The 22639-nt window shown below is 65.7% G+C and carries 14 protein-coding genes; 2 read left to right on the forward strand and 12 right to left on the reverse strand.

Annotation, left to right across the window (positions count from 1 at the left end):
* Positions 1 to 11: 11 nt before the first annotated feature.
* The 4 genes from IRZ56_RS03230 to IRZ56_RS03245 form a co-directional block, all read right to left on the reverse strand.
* Positions 12 to 623 (reverse strand): cell wall hydrolase, encoded by a 612-nt coding sequence (locus tag IRZ56_RS03230; RefSeq protein WP_196143590.1) that lies wholly within the window; start codon positions 621 to 623, stop codon positions 12 to 14.
* A gap of 48 nt (positions 624 to 671) precedes the next feature.
* Positions 672 to 1589, reverse strand: coding sequence for an AEC family transporter (locus IRZ56_RS03235; protein ID WP_196143591.1), 918 nt, complete (start codon positions 1587 to 1589; stop codon positions 672 to 674).
* 160 nt (positions 1590 to 1749) lie between these two features.
* Positions 1750 to 2067 (reverse strand): DUF3077 domain-containing protein, encoded by a 318-nt coding sequence (locus IRZ56_RS03240; RefSeq protein WP_230386027.1) that lies wholly within the window; start codon positions 2065 to 2067, stop codon positions 1750 to 1752.
* A 591-nt stretch (positions 2068 to 2658) separates the two neighbouring features.
* On the reverse strand, positions 2659 to 3522 hold the full coding sequence (locus IRZ56_RS03245) for a LysR family transcriptional regulator (protein ID WP_196143592.1): 864 nt from the start codon (positions 3520 to 3522) through the stop codon (positions 2659 to 2661).
* Positions 3523 to 3843: 321 nt separating this feature from the next.
* On the opposite strand from IRZ56_RS03245, the gene IRZ56_RS03250 reads away from it, so the two are divergent.
* Positions 3844 to 6567 carry an RHS repeat protein gene (locus IRZ56_RS03250; protein WP_196143593.1) on the forward strand — a complete coding sequence of 908 codons (2724 nt, stop codon included), beginning with the start codon at positions 3844 to 3846 and terminating at the stop codon, positions 6565 to 6567.
* 241 nt (positions 6568 to 6808) lie between these two features.
* On the opposite strand, the gene IRZ56_RS03255 is transcribed toward IRZ56_RS03250, so the two are convergent.
* From IRZ56_RS03255 to IRZ56_RS03290, 8 genes are read right to left on the reverse strand one after another with little or no spacing between them, the layout of a single operon-like run.
* Positions 6809 to 7681, reverse strand: a complete 873-nt coding sequence (locus IRZ56_RS03255; RefSeq protein ID WP_196143614.1) for a metal ABC transporter substrate-binding protein — start codon at positions 7679 to 7681, stop codon at positions 6809 to 6811.
* Positions 7682 to 7683: 2 nt separating this feature from the next.
* A complete protein-coding gene (locus IRZ56_RS03260) occupies positions 7684 to 8583 on the reverse strand; it encodes a metal ABC transporter permease (protein ID WP_196143594.1) in 900 nt (299 codons plus the stop codon).
* Positions 8583 to 9326 (reverse strand): metal ABC transporter ATP-binding protein, encoded by a 744-nt coding sequence (locus IRZ56_RS03265; RefSeq protein WP_196143595.1) that lies wholly within the window; start codon positions 9324 to 9326, stop codon positions 8583 to 8585. Before IRZ56_RS03265 ends, IRZ56_RS03260 begins: the two co-directional genes overlap by 1 nt.
* Positions 9323 to 10225, reverse strand: coding sequence for a metal ABC transporter substrate-binding protein (locus IRZ56_RS03270; RefSeq protein ID WP_196143596.1), 903 nt, complete (start codon positions 10223 to 10225; stop codon positions 9323 to 9325). Before IRZ56_RS03270 ends, IRZ56_RS03265 begins: the two co-directional genes overlap by 4 nt.
* Before the next feature lie 16 nt (positions 10226 to 10241).
* Entirely contained in the window at positions 10242 to 10811 is a 570-nt protein-coding gene (locus IRZ56_RS03275) for a DUF6162 family protein (protein ID WP_196143597.1), read from the reverse strand.
* Entirely contained in the window at positions 10808 to 11125 is a 318-nt protein-coding gene (locus IRZ56_RS03280) for a hypothetical protein (RefSeq protein WP_196143598.1), read from the reverse strand. The genes IRZ56_RS03275 and IRZ56_RS03280 overlap by 4 nt, the downstream gene beginning before the upstream one ends.
* Positions 11122 to 11661, reverse strand: coding sequence for a thiamine pyrophosphate-binding protein (locus IRZ56_RS03285; protein WP_196143599.1), 540 nt, complete (start codon positions 11659 to 11661; stop codon positions 11122 to 11124). Before IRZ56_RS03285 ends, IRZ56_RS03280 begins: the two co-directional genes overlap by 4 nt.
* Positions 11658 to 12848 (reverse strand): PepSY-associated TM helix domain-containing protein, encoded by a 1191-nt coding sequence (locus IRZ56_RS03290; protein WP_196143600.1) that lies wholly within the window; start codon positions 12846 to 12848, stop codon positions 11658 to 11660. Before IRZ56_RS03290 ends, IRZ56_RS03285 begins: the two co-directional genes overlap by 4 nt.
* 213 nt (positions 12849 to 13061) lie before the next feature.
* Here IRZ56_RS03290 and IRZ56_RS03295 point away from each other — a divergent pair.
* A partial coding sequence (locus IRZ56_RS03295; protein ID WP_196143601.1) for a non-ribosomal peptide synthetase occupies positions 13062 to 22639 on the forward strand: 9578 nt, incomplete at its 3' end.

Genomic DNA, 22639 nt, shown 5'->3' on the forward strand with positions numbered 1-22639 from the left:
CGAAGTTGACCTCAACGCGCCAGCGCCTGGTTAGGCCTATAGAAGAGGAAATGCCGCGTCTCGGCCGTTTTTCGATAGGCCTTGGCCCACGCCGGCCGCACCCTGCGGTCATGGAAATACAACGCGCCACCCGTAGGGTCCTCGAGCTGTTGATTGAGGGCCTTGCGGGCGATTTCCTTGGCCATGGCGTAACGCTGTGCTTCCTCGACCTGGTCCGGTCGGCCATCGCACCACCAGGAAAACTGGCAAGCCTTGCTTTCGACCCCCTGCTTGACCACCCCACAGATCGTGTCCGGAAAACCATCGCGGCCGAGGCGGTTGAGCACCACGTTGGCGACCGCGCTCATGTCCTCGCGGTCGCCACCCTTGGCTTCCCAGTAGATCGTGCGGGCAAGGCAGGTGATGCTGTCGTCCAGCGGGGACTGGCCAGCAGGGTCCACCGCTTTCACCTCGCTGGGCGTCAGGGTTTCTTTCTTCTTGGGGGGTGGCGCTTCTTCGACCACCTTTTCTTCCAACACCTGGGCTTTGTCTTCGGCCACGACGGCCTTGGTCGGGCCAGCCGCGTGCAACGAGCCTGCGAGCAGGGCCAGGGTCAGGCCGAACACCAGCGGCAATGGGCGCATGGTCGAGTTACCGGAGTGTGAGCTGGCTCACAGTCTAGCGCAGCGGGTTCAACCCAGCGTCAGGCTCAGTACCAGCGGCAGGGTGATGGCCGCCCCGACCGTCTGCAAGGCGATGATGGTGGCCATCAGCGGGGCGTTGCCACCCATCTGCCGGGCCATCACATAGGACGACGAGGCGGTCGGTAGGGCCTGGAACAGCACGGCTACCACCGCGGCCTGGCCCCCCAGGCCGAACAGGCGGCACAAGCCCCAGGTCGCCAGCGGCATGACCAGGAACTTGAACACGCAAGCCGCTACCAATGGCCGTACCTGGTGGCCCGGCCGCGCCCCGCCCAGTGCGGCGCCTACACACAAGAGCCCCAAGGGCAGGGCAGCTTGGCCCAGTGCCTTCACGGTAGGCGCCAGGCCCGCTGGCAGGCCCAGGCCGGTCACGCGCAGCAATAGGCCGCCGGCGCAGCCGACGATCAACGGGTTGGCAAAGATCGCTCGCAACACCGTGAGCGGCGAGCTGTGGCGGGCACTGAAGCGGGCGAATACCAGCACGCAGAGCAAGTTGACCAACGGCACGATCGCGGCATTGGCCACCGCCGCCAAGGCGATGCCCGCGCTGCCGTAGATACCGGCAGCCAGCGTGGCCCCGATGTAGTTGTTGAATCGCACGCCGCCCTGGAACACCGAGGTGAAGTCGGCGCCATCATGGTTCGCCGCGCCTTGGTAGAGCACCAGCAACAAGCCGCCGAGCAAGGTCGAGAGCATCAACACACCGACCATGCCCCAGATCGGCACGCCATCGAGGTTGGCGGTGGCCAGGCCGTGGAGGAACAGCGAGGGCAGCAGGACGTAATAGCTCAGGCGTTCGGCACCGGGCCAGAAGGTTTCGGCAAGGAAGCCACGTACCCGCAGCAGGGTGCCCAGGGCGATCAGCAGGATGATGGGGAGCAGGGTGGTGAGCAGCAGGTGCAGCATCGGGGCGGTCCGTCGTCGGGTACCGGCATAGCCTAGCTGCGCTAGTCAGCAGAAAAAAACGTTGTTTTCTGCAGTTACTGTTGAGAAAAAATGCATGTTCGGTGTGGCGCCATCGCGGGGCAGGCTGGAGCGCCGTCCCGCGATGGCCGTAACGCTTCTATCAGGCTGTCCGCACCTGAGGCCCTTTCACCTGTTGCAATTCCAGCCCATCGAGCAGCGCCTCTACCAGCGCCTTGCTGGCATCCAGTGCATGGTCGTTACCCAGCAACAGGTCATGGCACGTTCCGTTGGCCAGTTGCAAGGCTTTCAGATTGCTGGCGGCCGCACCCTTGAGCAGGGTGGAGAGATGAACGAGGGCGTCTTCGAGTTCGACACCGCCGGAAACGGTGAACAACGGCGGATGGCTGTGCTCGCAGCTACCGAACAGGGCGGGTGCCGTCGCGCTGCGGCGTGGTGGGTCGGGGATGGCTTTCGTCATTGTGTCGCTCCTTGATTCAATGGAGCCGCCACTCAACGTGACCAAACGAATGGGTGGCGACTGTACGCGGGTTGGTCAACCGGGAATCAAGGAAACCGGCGCGCACGAATGCGCCCCACGCACAGCCGCCATAACACGAGACAGCCAGGCACCAAAAAGCGCCAACCGAATCGCATTGTGGGCGCTTGTGCGCCTTGATTAATCGCAGGTGACCAAACCCGGCTGCTGGATTTACAGCAGCGCGCAAAGGGTACCGGCCCAGGGGAAGCGTTTCAAGGCTCGTGCATGTCCAGATACATTTGCAGGCCGCTGCACAGCCCAATCGCCGGCAAACCGGTATAACCTTTGATTTTGCGAGCTGTGTGGGAGCGGGCTTGCAGAATCAAATAGTTAAGCAGTTACCGCGCCGCCTCCCCCTGTGGGAGCGGGCTTGTCCGCGATCAAGGGCGAAGCCCTTGCCAGGCGACAGTGATATCGGGTCCGGCCTAATCGCGGGACAAGCCCGCTCCCACAAAGGACCTGCAAAATCAAATAGTTATGCGTTGTTCTATGAGGGCGGGCTTGCCCCGCGATGGGCCGCGTAGCGGCCCCTCACGCCTCCAACGCCATTCTCAAGACCGCACTCAAATGCCGCCGCTGGCTCTTCTCATGCTCCAGCAGCACCACCCTGCGTACCAGCTGCGGTTCGCCAAACGGCAGGCGCATGGCCGGCGGCAAACGTTCGAGATCGTCATCGGCCATGGGAATGATCGCCACCCCCAACCCCATGGCCGCCATGCGCGCCAAGGCTTCCTGGCTGTCCAGCTCCATTTGCTCGCTGACCTGCAAGCGCTGCTGGCGCAGCTCCTGCTCGATCTGCCGCCCCGCCCAGGCACGCTTGTCGAAGCGTAGGAACGGCTGGCTGGCCAGCAGTTGCGCCAGGCTTTGGCCAGCAAGCTCGGGGCTGGCGATGGCCCAGAAGCGGTCCTCGAACAACGGTGTGTAGTGCAGGCTCTGAGGGTAGGGCGGCACCGGCTCGGTGGTGATCGCCGCATCGAGTTCGCCATCCTCGACCCGGCGCGCCAGTTCCGCCGACATGCCGGAAAACACGCTGACATGCAGCTCCGGATGATGGGTTTTGATCCATACCAGCGCCTTGGGCAGGCGCCGAGCCAATACGGTATGGATCGCACCGATGCGCAGCCGCCCGCGCAAGCTGGGCCCGCAGGCCAAGGTGTCGGCCAGCTCGTCATAGGCGGCGAGGATGGTCTCGGCGCGTGCCACGGCCAGTTGCCCCGCCTCGGTCAATACCACCTGGCGACGGCTGCGGTCGAACAGCGTGACGTGCAATTCGTCTTCCAGGGTCTTGATGTGCAGGCTCACCGCCGAGGGTGTGAGGCTGAGCAGGTCGGCGGCGCGGGCGAAGGTGCCATGGCGGGCGATGGTCACCAGGGTACGCAGGGCTTTGAGGGACACACGAGCGGCTCCGGAGGCGGCGATGGGGCGCACGTTACAGGCCGAGGGCTGTATGCGGCAAGCCACCGGCCAGCGGGCATGTGACCCGAGGCCGCTTGGATATGGCCCTTACATCGTGCGAAGTATCTCGAAGCGTCGGGGAAAAACGCTACTCGCCAAATCTGTCCTGCCGATAGACAACCCGCAGCCTTGCCAGTCTTTTTATCATTCGACCTTGATTAGGATCCTCGCATACAGCACAGGACTGCCGGCAATGGCGTCCTGATGTCGTGGGCGCTGCCCACTGAAAGCCCTATGGGGTATTTGCCGAGGAGATTGCCAATGCCTGACCTTCCACAGGTTTTGCATCGAAACACACCCACCGTCACGGTTGTCGATAACCGCGGCCTGGCTGTACGCACTATCGCTTATTGCCGTAGGCCAGATGAGCTGCAAGTGACGGATGAGCGCATCACCCATCACCAACACGACGCCCGAGGCGTCCTGGCACGCAGTGCCGACCTCCGTTTGGCCGCGACTGACAGGGCAAACTTCATCTACCGGTCGGACCTTGCCGGTACGGCCTTGCACACCCGCAGCATCGACGCTGGCACCTCGATAATTCTCAACGATGCCGCCGGCCGCCCGTTCATGGCGGTGTCCCAGGTTGCTACCGACGAAGACGGCCACGACGACCTGCGCCAGGCGGTCACCCGTACCTGGCAGTACGAGGCCCCGGCGCTGGCTGGCCGACCGCTGAGCGTGACGGAGCAGGTGGGCGACAGCGAGGCGCGAGTGACCGAGCGGTTCGTCTGGGCCGACACCACAGCACAAGCGCAAGCCCATAACCTGGTCGGGCAAGCGGTCAGTCATTACGACCCGGCTGGGCTGGTGAAAACGACCAGCATCACCTTGACCGGTGTGCCGAGCGCGGTGACCCGGCAGTTGCTCAAGCATGCCGACAATCCTGATATCGCCGCCGACTGGCAGGGCGAAGGTGCCTCTGATTGGGACACCCGACTGGCCCTTGAGACCTATACGACCCAGAGCACGGCGGACGCGACAGGCACGCAGGTGACGACCCTCGATGCCGCAGGCCACCTGCAACGCGTGGCTTTCGACGTGGCCGGCCAGCTCAGCGGCAGCTGGCTGACGATCAAGGGCAAGGCCGAACAAACGATCGTCAAGGCCGTGAGCTACGCGGCGACCGGGCAGAAGCTGCGCGAGGAACATGGCAACGGCGTGGTGACCACCTACACCTACGAACCCATGACCCAGCGCCTGGCCAGTATCAAGACCGAACGCCCGACGGGCCATGCCAGCGGCGCCAAGGTGCTGCAGGACCTGCGCTACGCCTACGACCCGGTCGGCAATGTGCTCAAGATCCGCAACGATGCCGAAGCCACCCGGTTCTGGCGCAACCAGAAGGTGGTACCGGAAAACACCTACACCTACGACAGCCTCTACCAACTCATCAGCGCCACCGGCCGTGAAATGGCCAACGCCGGCCAACAAGGCCGTCACCTGCCGCACGTCACGCCCTTCGACAGTGCCACCTACACCCCATACACCCGCACGTACCGCTACGACACGGCGGGCAACCTGATCCAGATCCGCCACAGCGCCCCTGCCACGAACAACGGCTACACCACTGATATCACCGTCAGCGAGCGTAGTAACCGGGCGGTGCTCAGTACCCTCGCCAAAGAGCCATCAGCCGTCGAAGCCCTGTTCACCCCAGGCGGCCAGCAGGCCGTGCTGTTGCCGGGGCAATCATTGGCCTGGACGCCGCGTGCCGAGCTTGAGCAGGTCGTATCGGTGAAGCGTGAAGGCAGTCCGGATGACCGCGAAAGCTACCGGTATGACAGCAGTAGCCAACGGGTGCTCAAAGCCAGTAGCCAGCAAACGGCCGGCAGCACTCAGGCCCAGCGGGTGATCTATCTGCCGGGGCTGGAGCTGCGTATTCACGCCAACGGCGACACGCTCATACAGGATTTGCAGGTGGCGACGGTGGGTGAGGCCGGCCGAGCCCAGGTGCGGGTCCTGCACTGGGAAGCCGGAAAGCCTGCCGATATTCCGAACGACCAGGTGCGCTACAGCTACGACAACCTGCTAGGCAGCAGCGCACTGGAAGTCGATAGCGTCGGCAACCTGATCAGCCAGGAAGAGTATTACCCCTTTGGCGGCACGGCGGTATGGGCTGCACGCAACGAAGTCGAGGCCCGCTACAAGACCGTTCGTTATTCAGGCAAAGAGCGCGATGCCACAGGGCTGTACTACTACGGCTACCGCTATTACCAACCCTGGATAGGCCGATGGTTGGCTGCAGACCCTGCAGGTACCGTAGATGGACTGAACCTCTTTTATATGGTCCGGAATAACCCTATGCGTTTCGGAGACGATCAAGGTAAGTTTTCGATTGAACTGAATCGTAAAGCGTTCATGGTGGCGGCTGCGCTTGCCGGAATTGCATACCTCGCCACTCGTCGCTTCAGTAGGGAAAGCAGCGAAGCAGTTAAGGGGTTCACGGGGGGCGGATATTTTTCCCGGAAGCCTCCGTTTCTAAAAAGCATACCGAGTGACACGAAGGATTATGGTGATTTCTCGATAACAAGATTCAATGATTGCCCGCCTGCGGAAAAGTCATTGTTGATCCAAGCGCATGGCAGGCTGCAATCGCCGGTCCATAAAATATATGATGTGTCGCAAGAATTGAACTTCTACACGAAGTTGAATAGGGTGCTGCAAGTGTCTTCAGCTGATGTTTTCAAGTTCCAAACGCGCCGGATTGAGCTTCCCGTTGTAGAGGTCATAAAAGAAGGGCATACAAGAGACTATGAGCTACAGCATATAGGGACGTTCAATGAAAAGGATTCTGGGCTTCTATTTCATAGTGCGTTGTTCAATAGGGGTATAAGGGGTGGTGTTAATGCAAGCAATGGTCTTCCCCTAATGGACGTTTTGACCGTGCACCCCTCCAAGCGCGTCCGCCTCAGCAAAATTCTTGACCAACTCCCTCGGTATAAGGAAGTAAACTGCTTTTTCTGTCGAGCACGAGTGGCATGAAAACGTCTTTCTTTTTGTAACCAAGCGCGAAACTTTTGTCCTGCTCGTTGACGGTACAGGTAAGAAAAATGGTTCTTCACGAATATAGGGAAAGGTGTGCGCTGTCGGAAGATGAGTAGGGTGGCAGGCGCCTGTCTTGGGGTTTGAGGTGATGCGTAGATCGCGCGCCGCCCGCGCGGCGCGCGGTCTGGTCGCTTTTAACGAAAAGCCTTGATTTGGCATTCAAGCGGCACGTGCAGGCTCAGCCCTGACCCAGCGCCCCCACCACCTGCTCGACACTCACCTTCAAACCACCGACGGTATCCTCCGGTTCGCTGTCGATCACCAGCAGCCGGGCGCCACCGGCCTCGATTGCCGCCGCCAGGGCCGGCTCCGGCTGGCGGTGATGCAGCACCAGCGCCACGTCCTGGGCTTTCAGATTGTCGGTTAGCGTCTGCAGCGTGGCGGCATCCCATTGCCCATCGGCGGGCAACAGCTGGTCCACCACGTCCAGATTCAGCCCGCTGGCCAGGTACCCCAAACGTTCGGACAGGCTGACCACACTGAGGTTGTCGACCTCGGCCAGACGTGTTTGCGACTCGGAGGCCAGGGCCAGCAATTGGCGCTTGAGGCCGGCGAGGTTGGCCTGGATCTTGTCCTTGTCGCCGGGCGACAGGCGTTCCAGGTCGTTGGCCACCACATCAGCCATGCGCCCGAGGTTGGTCGGGTTGAGCCAGGGATAGTGGGCAAAGGCTTCGTCTCCCTTGACCGCGATGCCCGGCAGGGCACCGTCCACCGGGCGCGCGGCATCGATCTCGACGATGCGGATATTGCTGCGCCGAGCCATGGGATACAGCGGGTCGTCGCGCCAGATCGAGCGTAGGCCGATGACCGCATCGGCCTGCTGCGCCGCCTTGTGCAGGCTGGCTCCACCGCGACCGCTGAAATAAGCAGGTTGGCGCGTGGCGGGCAGGTTGGCTGGTGCAGCGCGCTTGAGCTGTACCGAGGTGCCTTCGACCAGGGTCGCAGCCAGGCTGTGGGTCACCGGCAAGGTGGTCAGCACTTCGCTATCGGCAAGGGCCAAGGCGGGTACGCCGCCCAGGGCGAGGGCCAGGGTCAGGTGCTTGAGGTTCAGGGTCATGCCGGGTTTCCTTGCAGGCGGGGGACGAGGGCGCGGGCCAGGGCCGCGAGGGCGAAGCAGGCGCCCGCGACCAGGATGATCGCCGCGCCCGAAGGCACAGGCAGGTCGAAGACGATGGGCAGCAGGATGCCCAGCAGGGTGCTGAGGGTGGCGATGGCCAGCGAAATGAAGAAAAAGCCCTTGAGCGACTGGCTGACCAGGCGCGCAGCGGCGGCCGGGATCACCAACAGGGCACCGACCAGGATCGCCCCGATCACCTTCACCGATGCCACGGTGACCAAAGTCACCAGCACCACGAACAGGTAGTCCAGGGTCTTCACCGCCACCCCGCGCACCGCAGCCAGCTGCGGGTTGAAGCTGGCCAGCATGATGCGGTTGTACAGCGGCAAGGCCAGGGCCAGGACCAGCATCGCGACGATGCCCAGCACCACCAGGTCCTGGCCGCTGACCGTCAGTACCGAGCCGAACAGCACGTTCTCGAGGATATGCACGTTGATCTTGCCGGCCAGCATCAGCAGCAGGCTCGCGCCCAGCGCCAGGGACACCGAGAGGAACACGCCGATCAAGGTGTCCGGCGACAACCCGGTGCGGTTGCGCAGGAAGTTGAGCAGCATGCCGAACAGCAGGCAATAGCCGAACAGGCTGCCGTAGGGCCCGGTGTAGGGCTCGCCGAGCAGGATGCCGATGGCAACGCCGGTCAGCGCGGCGTGGCCGACCGCCTCGGAGAAGAAGGCAAAGCGCTTGACCACCACCAGGGTGCCCAAGCCACCCAGCACGGGGCCGATCATCAGGCCCGCGAGCAGGGCGTTGATCACGAAACCGTAGGCCAGCGCCTCCGGCAGATAGCCCGCCGTGGCCCAGCCCTGGACCAGTTGGCGGAAGGCTTCATAGTTCATCAGGCAAGGCTCTCGCTGCGAGGGTGGACGGAGAACAGGCCCAGCAGGCGCTCCGGGGTCAGGGCCTGGGCCGGTGGGGCGTCGAACAGCACTTGACGGCTCAGGCCGGTGACCCGGTCGGCCAGGCGTAGCACTGCCTCCAGGTCGTGCTCGATCCACAGCACCGTGGTGCCGGCCTGGCGCCAGGCCTGCAGCAGCTGCTCGAACACCTGGATGCCCGCTTCGTCCAGGGCCGACATGGGTTCGTCGAGCACCAGCAGCTGCGGTTCGGGGACCAGGCCCTGGGCCAACAGCACACGCTGGCGTTCACCGCCCGACAGCGCACCCATCCGCCGCTTGCGCTTGTCGAGCATGCCCACCCGTGCCAGGGCCGCGTCGATGGCGGGCCGGGCGTTGCGGGCAAGGCCCAGGAAGGCCGGGCGCTGCTGGCAGAGGGCAGCCATGAAGTCGTCCACGGTCATCGGCAGGCCACGGTCGAACTCCAGGGCCTGGGGCACGTAGCCGATCACTTCGCCTGGACCTGGCCAGTGCAGGGTGAGCCGGCCCTGGTGGGGCATCTGCCCGAGCAGGGTCTTGACCAGCGAACTCTTGCCGCCGCCGTTGGGGCCGACGATGGCGTGCACGCTGCCGGGGGCCACGCTGAACCGTACCTGTTCGAGGATGCGCGTGCGCCCCAGGGTCAGGTCGATGCCGTCGAAGTCGATGCGTGGCCCACAGGCGGCATTGAGGTTGGCGGCGGTCACGCGCGAGTCTCCTGGATGGCGCGCACGACGGTATCGAGGTTGCGCTTCATCTCCACTTCGTACTTGTCCTGGGTGTATTCGCCGTAGGAGATATGGGTCAGCGGGTAGATGCGCACGCCCGACTCGCGCTGAATGGTCTCGACGTAGGCGGACGGGAAGTCCATCTCCGAGAAGATCACCTGCACGTCCAGGGCCTTGAGCTGGTCGATGGTCTTCTTCAACTGGGCCGGGCTCGGCTCGATGCCATGGGCCGGCTCGACCACCGCGGTCACCTCCAGGCCGAAGTCGCGCACCAGGTAGTCGTAGGCGGCGTGGATGGTGGCCACGCGCAAGGACGCCTGTGGTGCCTGGGTGACCTTGGCCAGCGCCTCTGCGCGCAGGGTGCGCAGGCGTTTGGCGTAAGCCCGGGCATTGCTGCGGTAGAACGCTGCGTTGTCTGGGTCGAGCTTGCCCAGTTCGCGGGCGATGTTGTTGACCTGGGCGATGGTGGCGCTGATCGACAGGAAGGTGTGCGGGTTGACCACCTTGCCGGCGCCCCGGGCCGCGATGCCGGTGGCTGCCAGCAGCGGCACGTTGGCGTTGGCCTCGATGGTGGTGATGCCAGGCTTTTCGCTGGCGGCGATCATGCGGTCGGCGAAGTCGTCGTGGCCTACGCCGTTGAGCACGATCACATCCAGGGTGCCGATGCGCTTGATGTCCTCTGCACGTGGTTCATAGGCGTGGGGGTTGAAACCGGCCGGAATCAGCGGCACCACCTCGGCCTTGTCGCCAACGATGTTGCTCACGTAGCTGTAATAGGGGTGCAGGGTGATGCCGATGCGCAGGGGCTTGCCGTTATCGGCCAGGGCCAGGACGGGCAGGGCGCAGGCCAGTAGCAGGGCGAGGGCGGAGCGGAGCATGGAGAAGTCCTTGGATTCAGTGGCGGTGTTGGCGGGTGACCCCGGCGTCGTAATGGCTGACCACTTGCTGCCAGCCCGCGGCGATCAGCGCAGCGGGGGCGAGGTCGTCGGGTACCACGGCGCTGCGGTCGCGACGTAGCCAGACATCGGCCGGTTGCCCCTGGCCTGGGGGCAGGATCAGCAGGAAGCTGCCGGCGACTGCGGCATCCTGGCTCTGGCCAAGGTACGCATCGCCTGGCAACCCTTGCCAATGATGCTGCCCGCGGCGCTGGCTGCTGGCGTCACGGGTGAAAGGCGGCAGGCCTTCCTCGGCCAAGGCCTCGACGCCTGGCAGGTAGCCGCTGTCTTCGCGCAACAGCTGGACTTCTTCGACCGCCACCCAGAGGTCGGTGTAGATGCCTTGCTCGGCTGCGCTGAGGTCGCGGCGGGCATCGATCTGGTGGCTGGCGATGGCCACCTCGTCCTGGCGCTCGCCGCGCAACAGCACCACCGTGGCGGCGAGGGCGACGATCAACAAGGCACTGAGCAGCACGTAGAGGGTTTCGTGCCCGGCGCCGGCGGGGCGCACCACCTGGGCGCGGCTCATGGCGCGGCGATGTCGGCGTGGTCGACTTCCACCACATGCCCGGGGCCGGCGTCGAACAGCACGTAGAATTCGCCGTCGGGGCGCTTGAAGGTCAAGGTCGAGTCATCGCCCAGCTTGCCACCGACCAGCACCTGCTCGTCGTAGCCGATCACATCCAGCGTCACCCCAGGCGCACCGCTGCCGTCGGAGAAGCCACCCTTGCAGGTGATCTGCTCGCCGGACTCGGTGCATTCGCACATCGGGTTGTGGGCCAGCGCCGGGGTCGCGGCCAGGGCCAAGAGGGGCAGGGCGAGCCTGCGCAGCAGTGGTTTCATTTCTTGCCTCCTTGTTGCTCGAGCCAGGCCACGGTGGCCGGCGATGCCTTGGCCAGTGGGACCGAGGCCTGGTGCAGCTGGCCGTCCCAGCCTTCGATGGTGATCCACAGCGCAGCGTCAGGACGGGTACGCGCAGGCACCGGCAGCGAGGTGCCCATGCGATACGCCGGGCCGAAGAACAGCGTGCCCGCGGCGCGCAGGCTGCGGGGCTTGCCGACGCGCAGGTAGACAGCCTTGGCGCCCTCGACGCACTGCGTGCACAGCGCGGCATTGAACTGCTTGAAGTAGCCGGCCGGGCCATTGGCGCGCGGGGCTTCATCGCGCAATTCGGCCAGGTCCAGGCGGTAGGGGCCCACTTGGATATCGCGGATCAGGTTCGCGCCCAACCCGGCATCGCCGCGAAACAGCTTGGCGTCGGCAAAGTATTTGGGCATGAAGCCCAGGGGGATGAGGACCAGCAGGATGTTCAGGTGGAAACGCCACTTCAACCAGAACTGCTTCAGCGCGCTGGCCGGCAGGGTATGTGCCTGATTCATGGGCGGGCCTCCACGGCAGCCTGGCTGCGCGGCCTGGCTTCACGCTCGCTGCGCTTGAGGGCCGCAGCCGTGGCCTGGGCGGTGCGCTTGGTCCAGATCAGCAGGCCGCTGAACACCATCAGGGTCAGGATCAGGCCGAAGAAGGCCCAGACCAGCTTGATCGCCAGCCCGCCGAAGTCGCCGGTGTGCAGTGGGCGCATGGATTCGGTGACGAACTCCAGGGCCGAGCGGTCGCCGAGCAGGAACTGGCTGTCGACGTTGCGGGTGTAGGGGTTGACCTCGGCGGTCTGGAACATCAGCGGGTACCAGCCGCGCCCACCCAGGCTGATATGGCTGTAGGCGGTGCCCGGCAAGGTGATGAAGCTGATCTCCAGGCCCGGAATGGCCTGCTGGGCGATGCGCGCGGCTTCGTCGAGGTCGATGCGTGGCGCCGGGCTGCCGTCGACGGTGCGTGGCACCTCCTCGCGAGCGATCACCGGCACTACCGGTTCGCTGGAAATGGTGATGTGGTTGTCACCCAGGATCGCCTGGATCAAGAACCAAGTGCCGGTGATGGAGATGACGGCGATGAACCAGATCGACCAGAGCCCGGCCAGGCGGTGCAGGTCGCCCCAGAAGATACGCGAGCCATGGCTGCGGCGCGGCAGCTTGAAGAACCCTTTCCAGAACTTCTTGTACACCACCAGGCCCGTGATCAGCGAGGCCAGCATCGGCAGGCCGAGCAAGGAAACCAGGTACCAGCCCCAGCTGTAGCCATTGGTGAAGGGCACCAGCCACCAGCCGTGCAGGGCACGGGTGAAGGCTTCGAAGTTGAAGTCGGGCATCTTGCCTTGGATGACGCCGGTGTAGGGATTGACGTAGAGCGTCGGCGCGGTGCCGTCGGGGTAGGTCACGGCGGCCTTCAAGGCGAAATGCGAGCCATCGGGCTGGCTGAGAAAGCGCACGGCCATGTCTGGTTCGGCCTGGTGCAGGGCATCGAGCACCTGCTGGTAACTGAGGCGCTGGGCATCGTCATGGGGCTTGTCGGCGCGCACGTCGGGGTTGGCCAGCCAGACGATTTCCTGGCTGACCACCGCGAGCATGCCAGTGAAGCAGACGATCAGCACGAAGAACCAGATCGGCAGGGCGAGCCAGCTGTGGACGAGAAACCACAGTCTGGACTTGGATTTTTTCGTTTGTCGGGCCATCGGTCTGTTCTGTTGTAAAGGGGAGGGGCGAGCCGAGGCTCAACCAAAGGGCTGCAACAGATAAGACGAATGAGAATCGAAAACCCGACCGAATAAATGCAAACAAATGTTTCAACCAGGTGCCGGCGGGCGTTTAATTTTCCCCGCTGGCCATCCGTTTCCCTGGGATATCGACCCTCCAAGGCTCGTGCCCAATCGAATGGATGACTGCTGATGAATGCCCAAGATGCGTTGAAACTTGCCCGCCGCTACATCGACCTGCCTCTGGAGAAGCGGCGGCTGTTCTTGCAGGCATTGCAGCGCGAGGGCATCGACTTCGCCCAGTTGCCCATCGCCGCGGCCCAGCTGCCGGTCGAGCGCCAGCTGTTGTCCTATGCGCAGAAGCGCATGTGGGTGCTGTGGCGGCTCGACCCGCAGGGCGCCGCTTATAACCTGCCGAGCGCGGTACGGCTGTGCGGCACGTTGGATCGTGGCGCGCTGGAGCAGGCATTCGCCGACCTGGTCGAGCGACACGCGACCCTGCGCACGCTATTCGTCGATGCGGGCGAAGGGCAGGTGGGCCTGGCCGAGGCCCACGAGCCGCTGACCATCGACTACACCGACCTCGGCGACCTGGCACCAGAGCTGCGCGAGGCGCGGGTGCAGGCGCTTGCTCACGAGCAGGTGTTCGCCCCCTTCGACTTGGCCCAGGGCCCCTTGCTGCGGGTCAGCCTGCTGCGCCTGGCGGACCAGGAGCACGTGTTGTTGCTCACGCTGCACCACATCGTCTCCGATGGCTGGTCGATGAACGTGCTGATCGACGAGTTCAGCCGCTGCTATGCCGCGCGGGCTGAAGACAGTGCACCGCAACTGCCCTCCTTGCCGATCCAGTACGCCGACTATGCCCTCTGGCAGCGCAGCTGGCTGGAGGCCGGTGAGCAGGCGCGCCAGGTTGCCTGGTGGAAGGCATACCTGGGCGAGGCCTGCCCGCCCCTGGAACTGCCCCTGGATCACGCCCGCCCGCAGGTGCCCAGCTACCGAGGCCAGCGCCACGAACTGGCGCTGGACCAGCCCCTGGCCGAGCGCCTGAAGCAGGTGGCCCAGGCGCACCAGTTGACGCCGTTCATGGTGCTGCTGGCGGCGTTCGCGGTGTTGCTGCAGCGCTACAGCGGCCAGGGCGATGTGCGCATCGGCACGCCGATCGCCAACCGCAATCGCAGCGAGGTGGAAGGGCTGATCGGTTGCTTCGTCAATACCCAGGTGCTGCGCGTGCAGGTCGACCCCGGGCAGACGGTCGCCGAATTGCTGGCCGCGACCAAGGCGTCCGCACTGGGCGCCCAGGCCCATCAGGAGCTGCCGTTCGAGCAATTGGTCGAAGCCCTCGACCTGCCGCGTGGCGATGGTCACAACCCATTGTTCCAGGTCATGTATAACCATCAGCCCCAGGTCGCCGACGTCGATGCCATGCGCGTGGGCAGCGCACTGACCGTGCAGGCCATCGAGCCGACCCGCCGCACCACGCAATTCGATCTGATCCTGGACACCTATGAAAAAGGCGGCCGGCTGCACGCGGCGCTGACCTATGCCACCGACCTGTTCGAGGCCGGTAGCATCGCGCGCATGGGCCGGCACTGGGTCAACCTGCTGCGGGCGATGCTGGAAGACGCCGGGCAATCGGTCGGTAACCTGCCGATGCTCGAGGTGCACGAGCTGCGGCAAGGGCGCGAATGGAACGACACCTTCGCCGCATATGACCTGGCGTCCACCGTGCACCAGCGCTTCGAACAGCAGGCCGCGACCCAGCCCCAAGCACCAGCCCTGACCTTTGCTGGCCGACAGCTGAACTACGCCGAGCTCAACGCCCGGGCCAACCAGCTGGCGCACCTGCTGATCGCCCGTGGCGTCGGCCCGGACGTGCTGGTCGGCATCGCCGCCGAACGTTCGCTGGACATGGTGGTGGGCCTGTTGGCCATCCTCAAGGCCGGTGGCGCCTATGTACCGCTGGACCCGGAATACCCGCGCGAGCGCCTGGCCTACATGCTCGAGGACAGTGGTGTGAAGCTGCTGCTGACCCAGCGTCGGCTGTTGGCCGATCTGCCGGTGGAGGGTGTCGATTGCCTGCTGCTCGATGAGCTTCAGCTGGGCGCGCAACCGACCCATAACCCGGACGTGGCCGTGGACGGCGAAGGGCTGGCCTATGTGATCTACACCTCCGGTTCCACCGGCAAGCCCAAGGGCGCTGGCAACCGCCACGCCGCGCTGGTCAACCGCCTGTGCTGGATGCAGGAGGCATACGGGCTCACCGCTGCGGACACCGTATTGCAGAAAACCCCGTTCAGTTTCGACGTATCGGTGTGGGAATTCTTCTGGCCGTTGATGGAAGGTGCTCGGCTGGTGCTGGCAGCCCCGGGCGACCACCGCGACCCGGCGCGCCTGGTCGAGCTGATCGAGGCCGAGGCGGTGAGCACGCTGCACTTCGTGCCGTCGATGCTGCAGGCCTTCCTGCAAGACCCTGGTGTCGAACGTTGCCGCAGCCTGCGCCGCATCGTCTGCAGCGGCGAGGCGCTGCCGGTGGATGCGCAGCAGCAGGTGCTGGCGCGGCTGCCCTGGGCCGGGTTGTACAACCTGTACGGCCCGACCGAGGCGGCCATCGACGTGACCCACTGGACGTGCGTGGACGAAGGCCGCGACAGCGTGCCGATTGGCCGACCGATCGCCAACCTGGCCTGCCATGTCCTGGATGCGAGCCTGGAGCCGGTACCGGCGGGCGTGCTGGGCGAGCTGTACCTGGCCGGCACCGGCCTGGCCCGCGGTTACCACCGCCGCCCTGGGCTGACCGCCGAGCGCTTCGTCGCCAACCCGTTCGTGGCCGGTGAGCGGATGTACCGTACTGGCGACCTGGCGCGCTACCGGCCTGATGGCGTGATCGAGTACGCCGGGCGCCTGGATCATCAGGTCAAGCTGCGCGGCCTGCGCATCGAGCTGGGCGAGATCGAGGCACGGCTGCTGGAGCATGCGTGGGTGCGCGAGGCGGTGGTGATCGCCGAGGACGGCAAGCGCCTGCTCGGCTATGTAGTGCTGGTGCGCGAAGAAGCGGGTTGGCAGCAGGCGTTGGCCGATCACTTGGCCGGGCATTTGCCCGAGTACATGGTGCCGAGCCAATGGTTGGCCCTCGAACGCATGCCGCTGAGCCCGAACGGCAAGCTGGAGCGCCGTGCCTTGCCGAAGATCGAGGCGGGCGCCCAGGCAGCCTACGTGGCGCCGCAAGGCGAACGGGAACAGGCCCTGGCCGCTGTCTGGGCCCAGGTGCTGCAGGTGCCGCAGGTAGGGCGTGACGACAACTTCTTCGAGTTGGGCGGCGACTCGATCATGGCGATCCAACTGGCCAACCGGGCCCGCCAGGCAGGTATCGACGTCAGCCCCCGCGACCTGTTCCAGCACCAGAGCGTGCGCAGCCTGGCCCTGGTGGCCGGCGTGGTCGGCGGACAGGCCGTCGACACCCAGTTGGCCGAAGGCGAAGTGCCGCTGACGCCTGTGCAGCATCTGTTCTTCGCCTTGCCTGAATTCAACCGTGATCATTGGAACCAGTCGCTGTTGCTTGCGCCTCGCCAGGCCTTGCGCGCCGATTGGCTGGCGCAGGCCCTGGATTGGCTGTGCCAGCAACATGACGCCTTGCGCCTGGGTTTCGACCGGCACGGCGATAGGTGGCGCCAAGCCTACCGTGTACCGGCAGGCGAAGAGTTGCTGTGGGAGCGGCACGTCGATTCGGTGCAGGCCCTGGAAGCTGAGTGCGAGGTCGCGCAACGCAGCCTGTCGTTGGCCCGGGGCGAGCTGCTGCGCGCACTGCTGGTGCGCCTGCCGGACGGCAGCCAGCGCTTGCTGCTGGTCATCCATCACCTGGCGGTGGACGGTGTGTCCTGGCGGATTCTGCTCGAAGACCTGCAACAGGCCTATGCCCGTCTGGAGGCCGGGCAACCATTGGCGCTGCTGGCCAAGACCACCAGCTACCAGGCCTGGGCGCAGCATCTGCACCGTTATGCCGACGAGCAGCAGGCCCAGGTGAACTGGTGGCAGGCGCAGCTGGCAGGCACCAGCGAGCAATTGCCGGTGGACCACCTCTGCGCGCTGCCGCTCAACCGCGACAGCAGCAAACTGGCACTGAACTTCGATGCCGAGCTCACGCGCCGCCTTCTGCAAGAAGCACCGGCAGCCTATCGCACCCAGGTCAACGACCTGCTGCTGACCGCGCTGGCCCGTGCCGTGGCACGCTGGAACGGCCAGCAACGGGTCTTGCTCGAACTCGAGGGGCATGGCCGCGAACAGCTGTTCGACGAGGTGGATACCGGGCGCACCGTTGGCTGGTTCACCAGCCTATTCCCGGTTGCCTTGCAGGTAGAGGAGGGCCTGGCCGCCTCGCTCAAGTCGATCAAGGAGCAACTGCGCGGCGTGCCCGACAAGGGCGTGGGCTTCGGCATCCTGCGCTACCTCGGCGAGCGGTCGGTACGCGAGGCCCTGGATGCGTTGCCGCGTCCGCGCATCACCTTCAACTACCTGGGGCGTTTCGACAGCCAGTTCGACGCGCAGGCCGCGTTCGTGCCAGCCGCCGAGTCGGCCGGGCAGGCCCAGGACGAGGCCGCGCCGCTGGGCAATTGGTTGACCGTCGAAGGGCAGGTCCTCGATGGCTGCCTGAGCCTGCAATGGAGCTACAGCACGCGGATGTTCAAGGCGCCTACGGTGCAGCGCCTGGCCCAGTTGTTCGAGGACGAACTGCTGGCGCTGGTCGAGCACTGCTGTGACCTGCGCCACGGCGGTGTGACGCCTGCCGATTTCCCCCTGGCCGACCTGACCCAGGAGCAGCTGGATGCCTTGCCGGGCGATCCGCGTGCCCTGCAGGACCTCTACCCACTGTCGCCGATGCAGCAGGGCATGCTGTTCCACAGCCTCTACCAGCAAGGCAGTGGCGCCTACATCAACCAGTTGCGCCTGGACCTTGAGGACGTCGACCCGCAGCGCCTGCGAGCGGCCTGGCAGGAGACCGTGGATGCCCACGATAGTTTGCGCAGCGCCTGCCTCTGGCACCTCGAACAGCCGCTGCAACGCGTGTGGCGGCAGGTGGCGGTGGGCTGGCAGGAGCATGACGTGCAAGGGTATGCCGATGCCACGCAACGCCTGGATGCGCTGGCAGATGACGCGCGCGTACAAGGGTTCTCCCTCGACCAGGCGCCGTTGCTGAAGGTGCAACTGGTCCAGCTGGCGTCTGGGCGCCACCAGCTGATCTATACCCATCACCACTTGTTGATGGACGGCTGGAGCAATGCGCGGGTGCTGGTGGAGGTGCTGGAGCGCTACCAGGGCGCCGTGGTGCCACGCCCGGTCGGCCAGTACCGGGACTACATCGCCTGGTTGCAACGACAAGACCCCGCCGCAAGCGAAGCGTTCTGGCGCACGCAGCTGGCGCCGCTGGACGAGCCGACCCGCCTGGCGCGCAGTGTGCATCCATTGCCCGCAGGCGATGCGTCGGGGCAGGGCGTATACCGTCAGCAGCTGGACAGCGCCACCCTGGCCGCCTTGCAGGCCTTCGCTCGTGAGCAGCGCGTCACCCTCAACACCCTGGTCCAGGCGGCCTGGGCTTTGTTGCTGCAACGCTATACCGGCCAGGCCTGCGTGGCCTTCGGCGCCACCGTGGCCGGCCGCCCGGCGGGGCTGCCCGGCATCGAGGCGCAGGTCGGGCTGTTCATCAACACCCTGCCGGTGGTGGTTGAGCCCGCCGGCCACCTGCGCCTTGGCCAGTGGCTACAGGCATTGCAGGCCGGCAACCTTCGCCTGCGCGAACACGAGCACACGCCGCTGCTGGATATCCAGCGCTGGGCCGGTTTCGGCGATGCGCTGTTCGACAGCCTGCTGGTGTTCGAGAACTACCCGATCGACCAGGCCCTGGGCGACGCCACGCCAGCGGGCTTGCGCCTGACGCCGGTCGCCAACCAAGAGCAGACCAGCTACCCGCTGACCGTGTCCGTCGTCGCCGGGCAGACCCTCGATGTGCATTACCGCTACGCGTGCAATGCGTTCAGCGCCGATACCCTGGCGGCCCTGGCAGGGCACCTGGCACAACTGCTGCGCCAGTTGCCGGAGCTGAGCAGTGAAGGTCGGTTGGGCGAGCTCAGCCTGCTGGCGCCGGATGCCCTGGCGTTGCAGGCCCACCAGTGGAACGCGCCCGTGGCCTTCGCCGACGAACCGGCGACGGTGCATGGCCTGTTCGAACAGCAGGCAGCCCGTACGCCCAACGCTTTGGCGTTGATCCATGGGTGCGATGAATGGTCCTACGCCCAGCTCGATGCCCAGGCCAACCGCCTGGCGCACGCGCTTCTGCGCCGTGGTGTGGCGGCCGAACAGCGGCTGGCCATCGGCATGGCGCGCACGCCGCAGATGCTGGTGGCGATGCTGGCGGTGCTCAAGGCTGGGGCAGCCTATGTGCCGCTGGACCTGGACTACCCGGCTGAACGCCTGGCCCACATGCTCGAAGACAGCGAGGCGGCCTGGGTGCTGGGCGACGAGGCGGGCGAGGCGGTGCTTGCCCCGCTGGCGGGCGCGCGGCTGCTGGATGTCGACGCCTTGCTGGCCAGGACCGACCTGCCTGACAGCAGCCCGGCCCTGGTGGTGCCGGCCGAGCGCCTGGCCTATGTGATCTACACCTCGGGGTCGACAGGCAAGCCCAAGGGGGTCGCCATCAGCCATGGCAACGTCCAGGCGCTGGTGCGCTGGTCCCGCGGCGTGTATGACCAGGAAGACCTGCAAGGTGTGCTGGCCAGTACCTCGATCTGCTTCGACCTTTCGGTGTGGGAGTTCTTCGTCACCCTGGCCTGCGGTGGCTACTGCGTGCTGGCGCGCAATGCCCTGGCCCTGGCCGACCTGCCGGCGCGCGACCGGGTGCGCCTGGTCAACAGCGTGCCGTCGGCCATTGCTGCCCTGGAGCAGGCGGGGCAGATTCCCGCCAGCGTGCGCATCGTCAACCTGGCCGGCGAGCCGCTGAAGCAGTCGTTGGTCGAGCGCTTGTACCAGCGCCCGGGCCTGGCGCGGGTGCATGACCTGTACGGCCCCTCCGAGGACACCACCTATTCCACCCACGCCTTGCGCAGGCCAGGGGGCCAGGCCTGTATCGGCCGGCCCTTGGACAATACCGCCGCCTATGTGCTCGACACCCAGGCCCAGTTGCTCCCGGTAGGGCTGGCGGGTGAGCTGTACCTGGCCGGCGCGGGCTTGAGCCGCGGCTACCTGAACCGCCCTGGGCTCACTGCCGAGCGCTACCTGCCTGACCCGTTCGCTGGCGATGGCCAGCGGATGTACCGTACCGGCGACCTGGTGCGCCAGGGCCGAGAGGGCGAGCTGTATTACGCTGGCCGCCTGGACCATCAGGTGAAGGTGCGCGGCTATCGCATCGAGCTGGGCGAGCTGGAGGCTCGCCTGTTGCAGGTGCCGGGTGTGCGCGCCGCCGTGGTGGTCGCCCAGCCGCTGCAGGGCGGTATGCAGTTGGTGGCGTACCTGGAAGGCGAGGTGGCCGGGGCCGAGGCGGTGCAAGCGTCACTGCGCCAAACGTTGCCGGATTACATGGTGCCGGCGCATGTCCTGTGCTTGCCGGCACTGCCGTTGACGCCCAACGGCAAGGTCGATCGCAAGGCCTTGCCGGTGCCGAGCCTCGGGCACGATCAAGGGCTCTATGTAGCGCCACGTTCGGCGCTGGAGCGAGACCTGGCGGCGATCTGGGCGCAGGTGCTGGAATGCCCGCAGGTCGGCCTGCAGGACCGGTTCTTCGCTTTGGGCGGCCACTCGCTGCTGGCGACCCGAGTCATGTCCCAGGTACGCCAGCAACTGGGCATCGACGCACCGTTGCGGCTGTTGTTCGAGCACGAGCAGTTGCAGGCGTTCGCCGCAGCCCTGGCGCCGCTGGCGCGCGGCGGGCAACTGCAGATCGCCCGGGTGCCGCGCGAGCAGCCGCTGGCGTTGTCCTATGCCCAAGAGCGGCAATGGTTCCTCTGGCAGCTGGAGCCGCGCAGCAGTGCCTACAACCTGCCGCTGGCCTTGACCTTGCGCGGCCATCTGGATGTGGTGGCGCTGGGTGAGGCCTTCGCGCGCCTGGTAGCCCGCCATGAGTCGTTGCGCACGTGTATCCGCCTGGTCGATGGGCAGCCGCGTCAGGTGATCGCAGCCCCGCCAGGGATGGCCCTGGCGGTCGAGCGCGTGGAGGCCGGGGCGGGCCTGGAGGCTGTACTGGCCGAGGAGGTCGTTCGGCCGTTCGACCTGGAGAACGGGCCGTTGCTGCGGGTGCGCCTGTACGCCGTGGCCGAGCAGGAACATGTGCTGTTGCTGGTGCAGCACCACGTGGTCACCGATGCCTGGTCCATGCAGCTGATGGTTCGCGAATGGGTCGATGGCTATCGCGCCGCATGTGGCCAGCAGGTGCCGGCACTGCCTGACCTGCCGGTGCAGTATGCCGACTACGCCGCCTGGCAGCGGGCCTGGATGGAGGCGGGCGAACGCGAGCGCCAGCTGGCCTACTGGCGCGAGCAGCTGGGCGACGAGCAGCCGGTGCTGCAGCTGCCCTACGACCACCCACTGCCGGCCCAGCCGACCCTGCGCAACGGCCGCCTGCAATTGCAGCTGCCAAGACCACTCGGCGAGGCGCTTGCAGGCCTTGCGCGCGAGCGCGGCGTGACCCCGTTCATGTTGCTGCTGGCCAGCTACCAGGTGCTGTTGCAGCGCTACAGCGGCCAGCACGACATCCGCATCGGTGTGCCCACGGCCAACCGCAACCATGCCCAGACCCAGGCGCTGCTGGGCTTCTTCGTCAATACCCAAGTGTTCAGAGCGCGGCTGGATGCCAGCCAGTCGTTCGCCGCCCTGCTCGAGCAGGTACGCGAAACCGCCCTGCAGGCCCAGGCCCACCAGGACCTGCCGTTCGAGCAACTGGTCGAGGCCTTGCAGCCGGAGCGCAATCTGGGCCACAACCCGCTGTTCCAGACGCTGTTCAACCACCAGAGCGCGGAGCGTGGCCACGACCTCGCCGGCGTGCTGCCGGGGCTTGCGATCAGCCGCCTGGACCTGCCACCACGCACCGCGTTGTTCGACCTCTCGCTGGACACCTGCGAGTCTGCCGAAGGTTGGTCGGCCACCTTCAGCTACATGGCCGAACGCTTCGAGGTGGTGACCATCGAGCGCCTGGCCAGGCACTGGCTGAACCTGCTGCAGGGCATTGTCGCCGCGCCGGACGAGGCGTTGGGCAACCTGCCGATGCTTGATGCCTGCGAACGCTTGCCTCAATGCGATGCGCTCAGTGGCCCCGCTCAGGACCATTCGATGCAGCGCCCGGTGCATGCCCTGTTCGAGGAGTGGGCCGCGCGCACGCCCAAGGCTCCGGCAGTGCTGTTCGGTGACCAGTGCCTGGACTACGCCACCCTCAACCAACGCGCCAACCGTCTGGCCGCGACACTCATCGCCCGGGGCATAGGGCCCGAAGTGCTGGTGGCCATCGCCCTGGAGCGCTCGCCGCGCATGCTGGTGGCCTTGCTGGCGGTGCTCAAGGCCGGCGGCGCCTACCTGCCGCTGGACCCGCAATACCCGGCCGAGCGCCTGGCCTACATGCTCAAGGACAGCGGCGCCGGTTTGCTGTTGAGCGAGGCGAGCGTGGTCGGGCAGTTGCCGGTCGAAGGCTTGCACGTGCTGTTGATCGAAGACGCCATCGCGCAGGGCGAAATCGATAACCCGCAGGTAGAAACAGACCCGAACCAGCTGGCCTATCTCATCTACACCTCCGGCTC

Origin of the sequence: Pseudomonas guariconensis, assembly GCF_015680235.1 — a bacterium.
Lineage (GTDB): Bacteria > Pseudomonadota > Gammaproteobacteria > Pseudomonadales > Pseudomonadaceae > Aquipseudomonas > Aquipseudomonas guariconensis_A.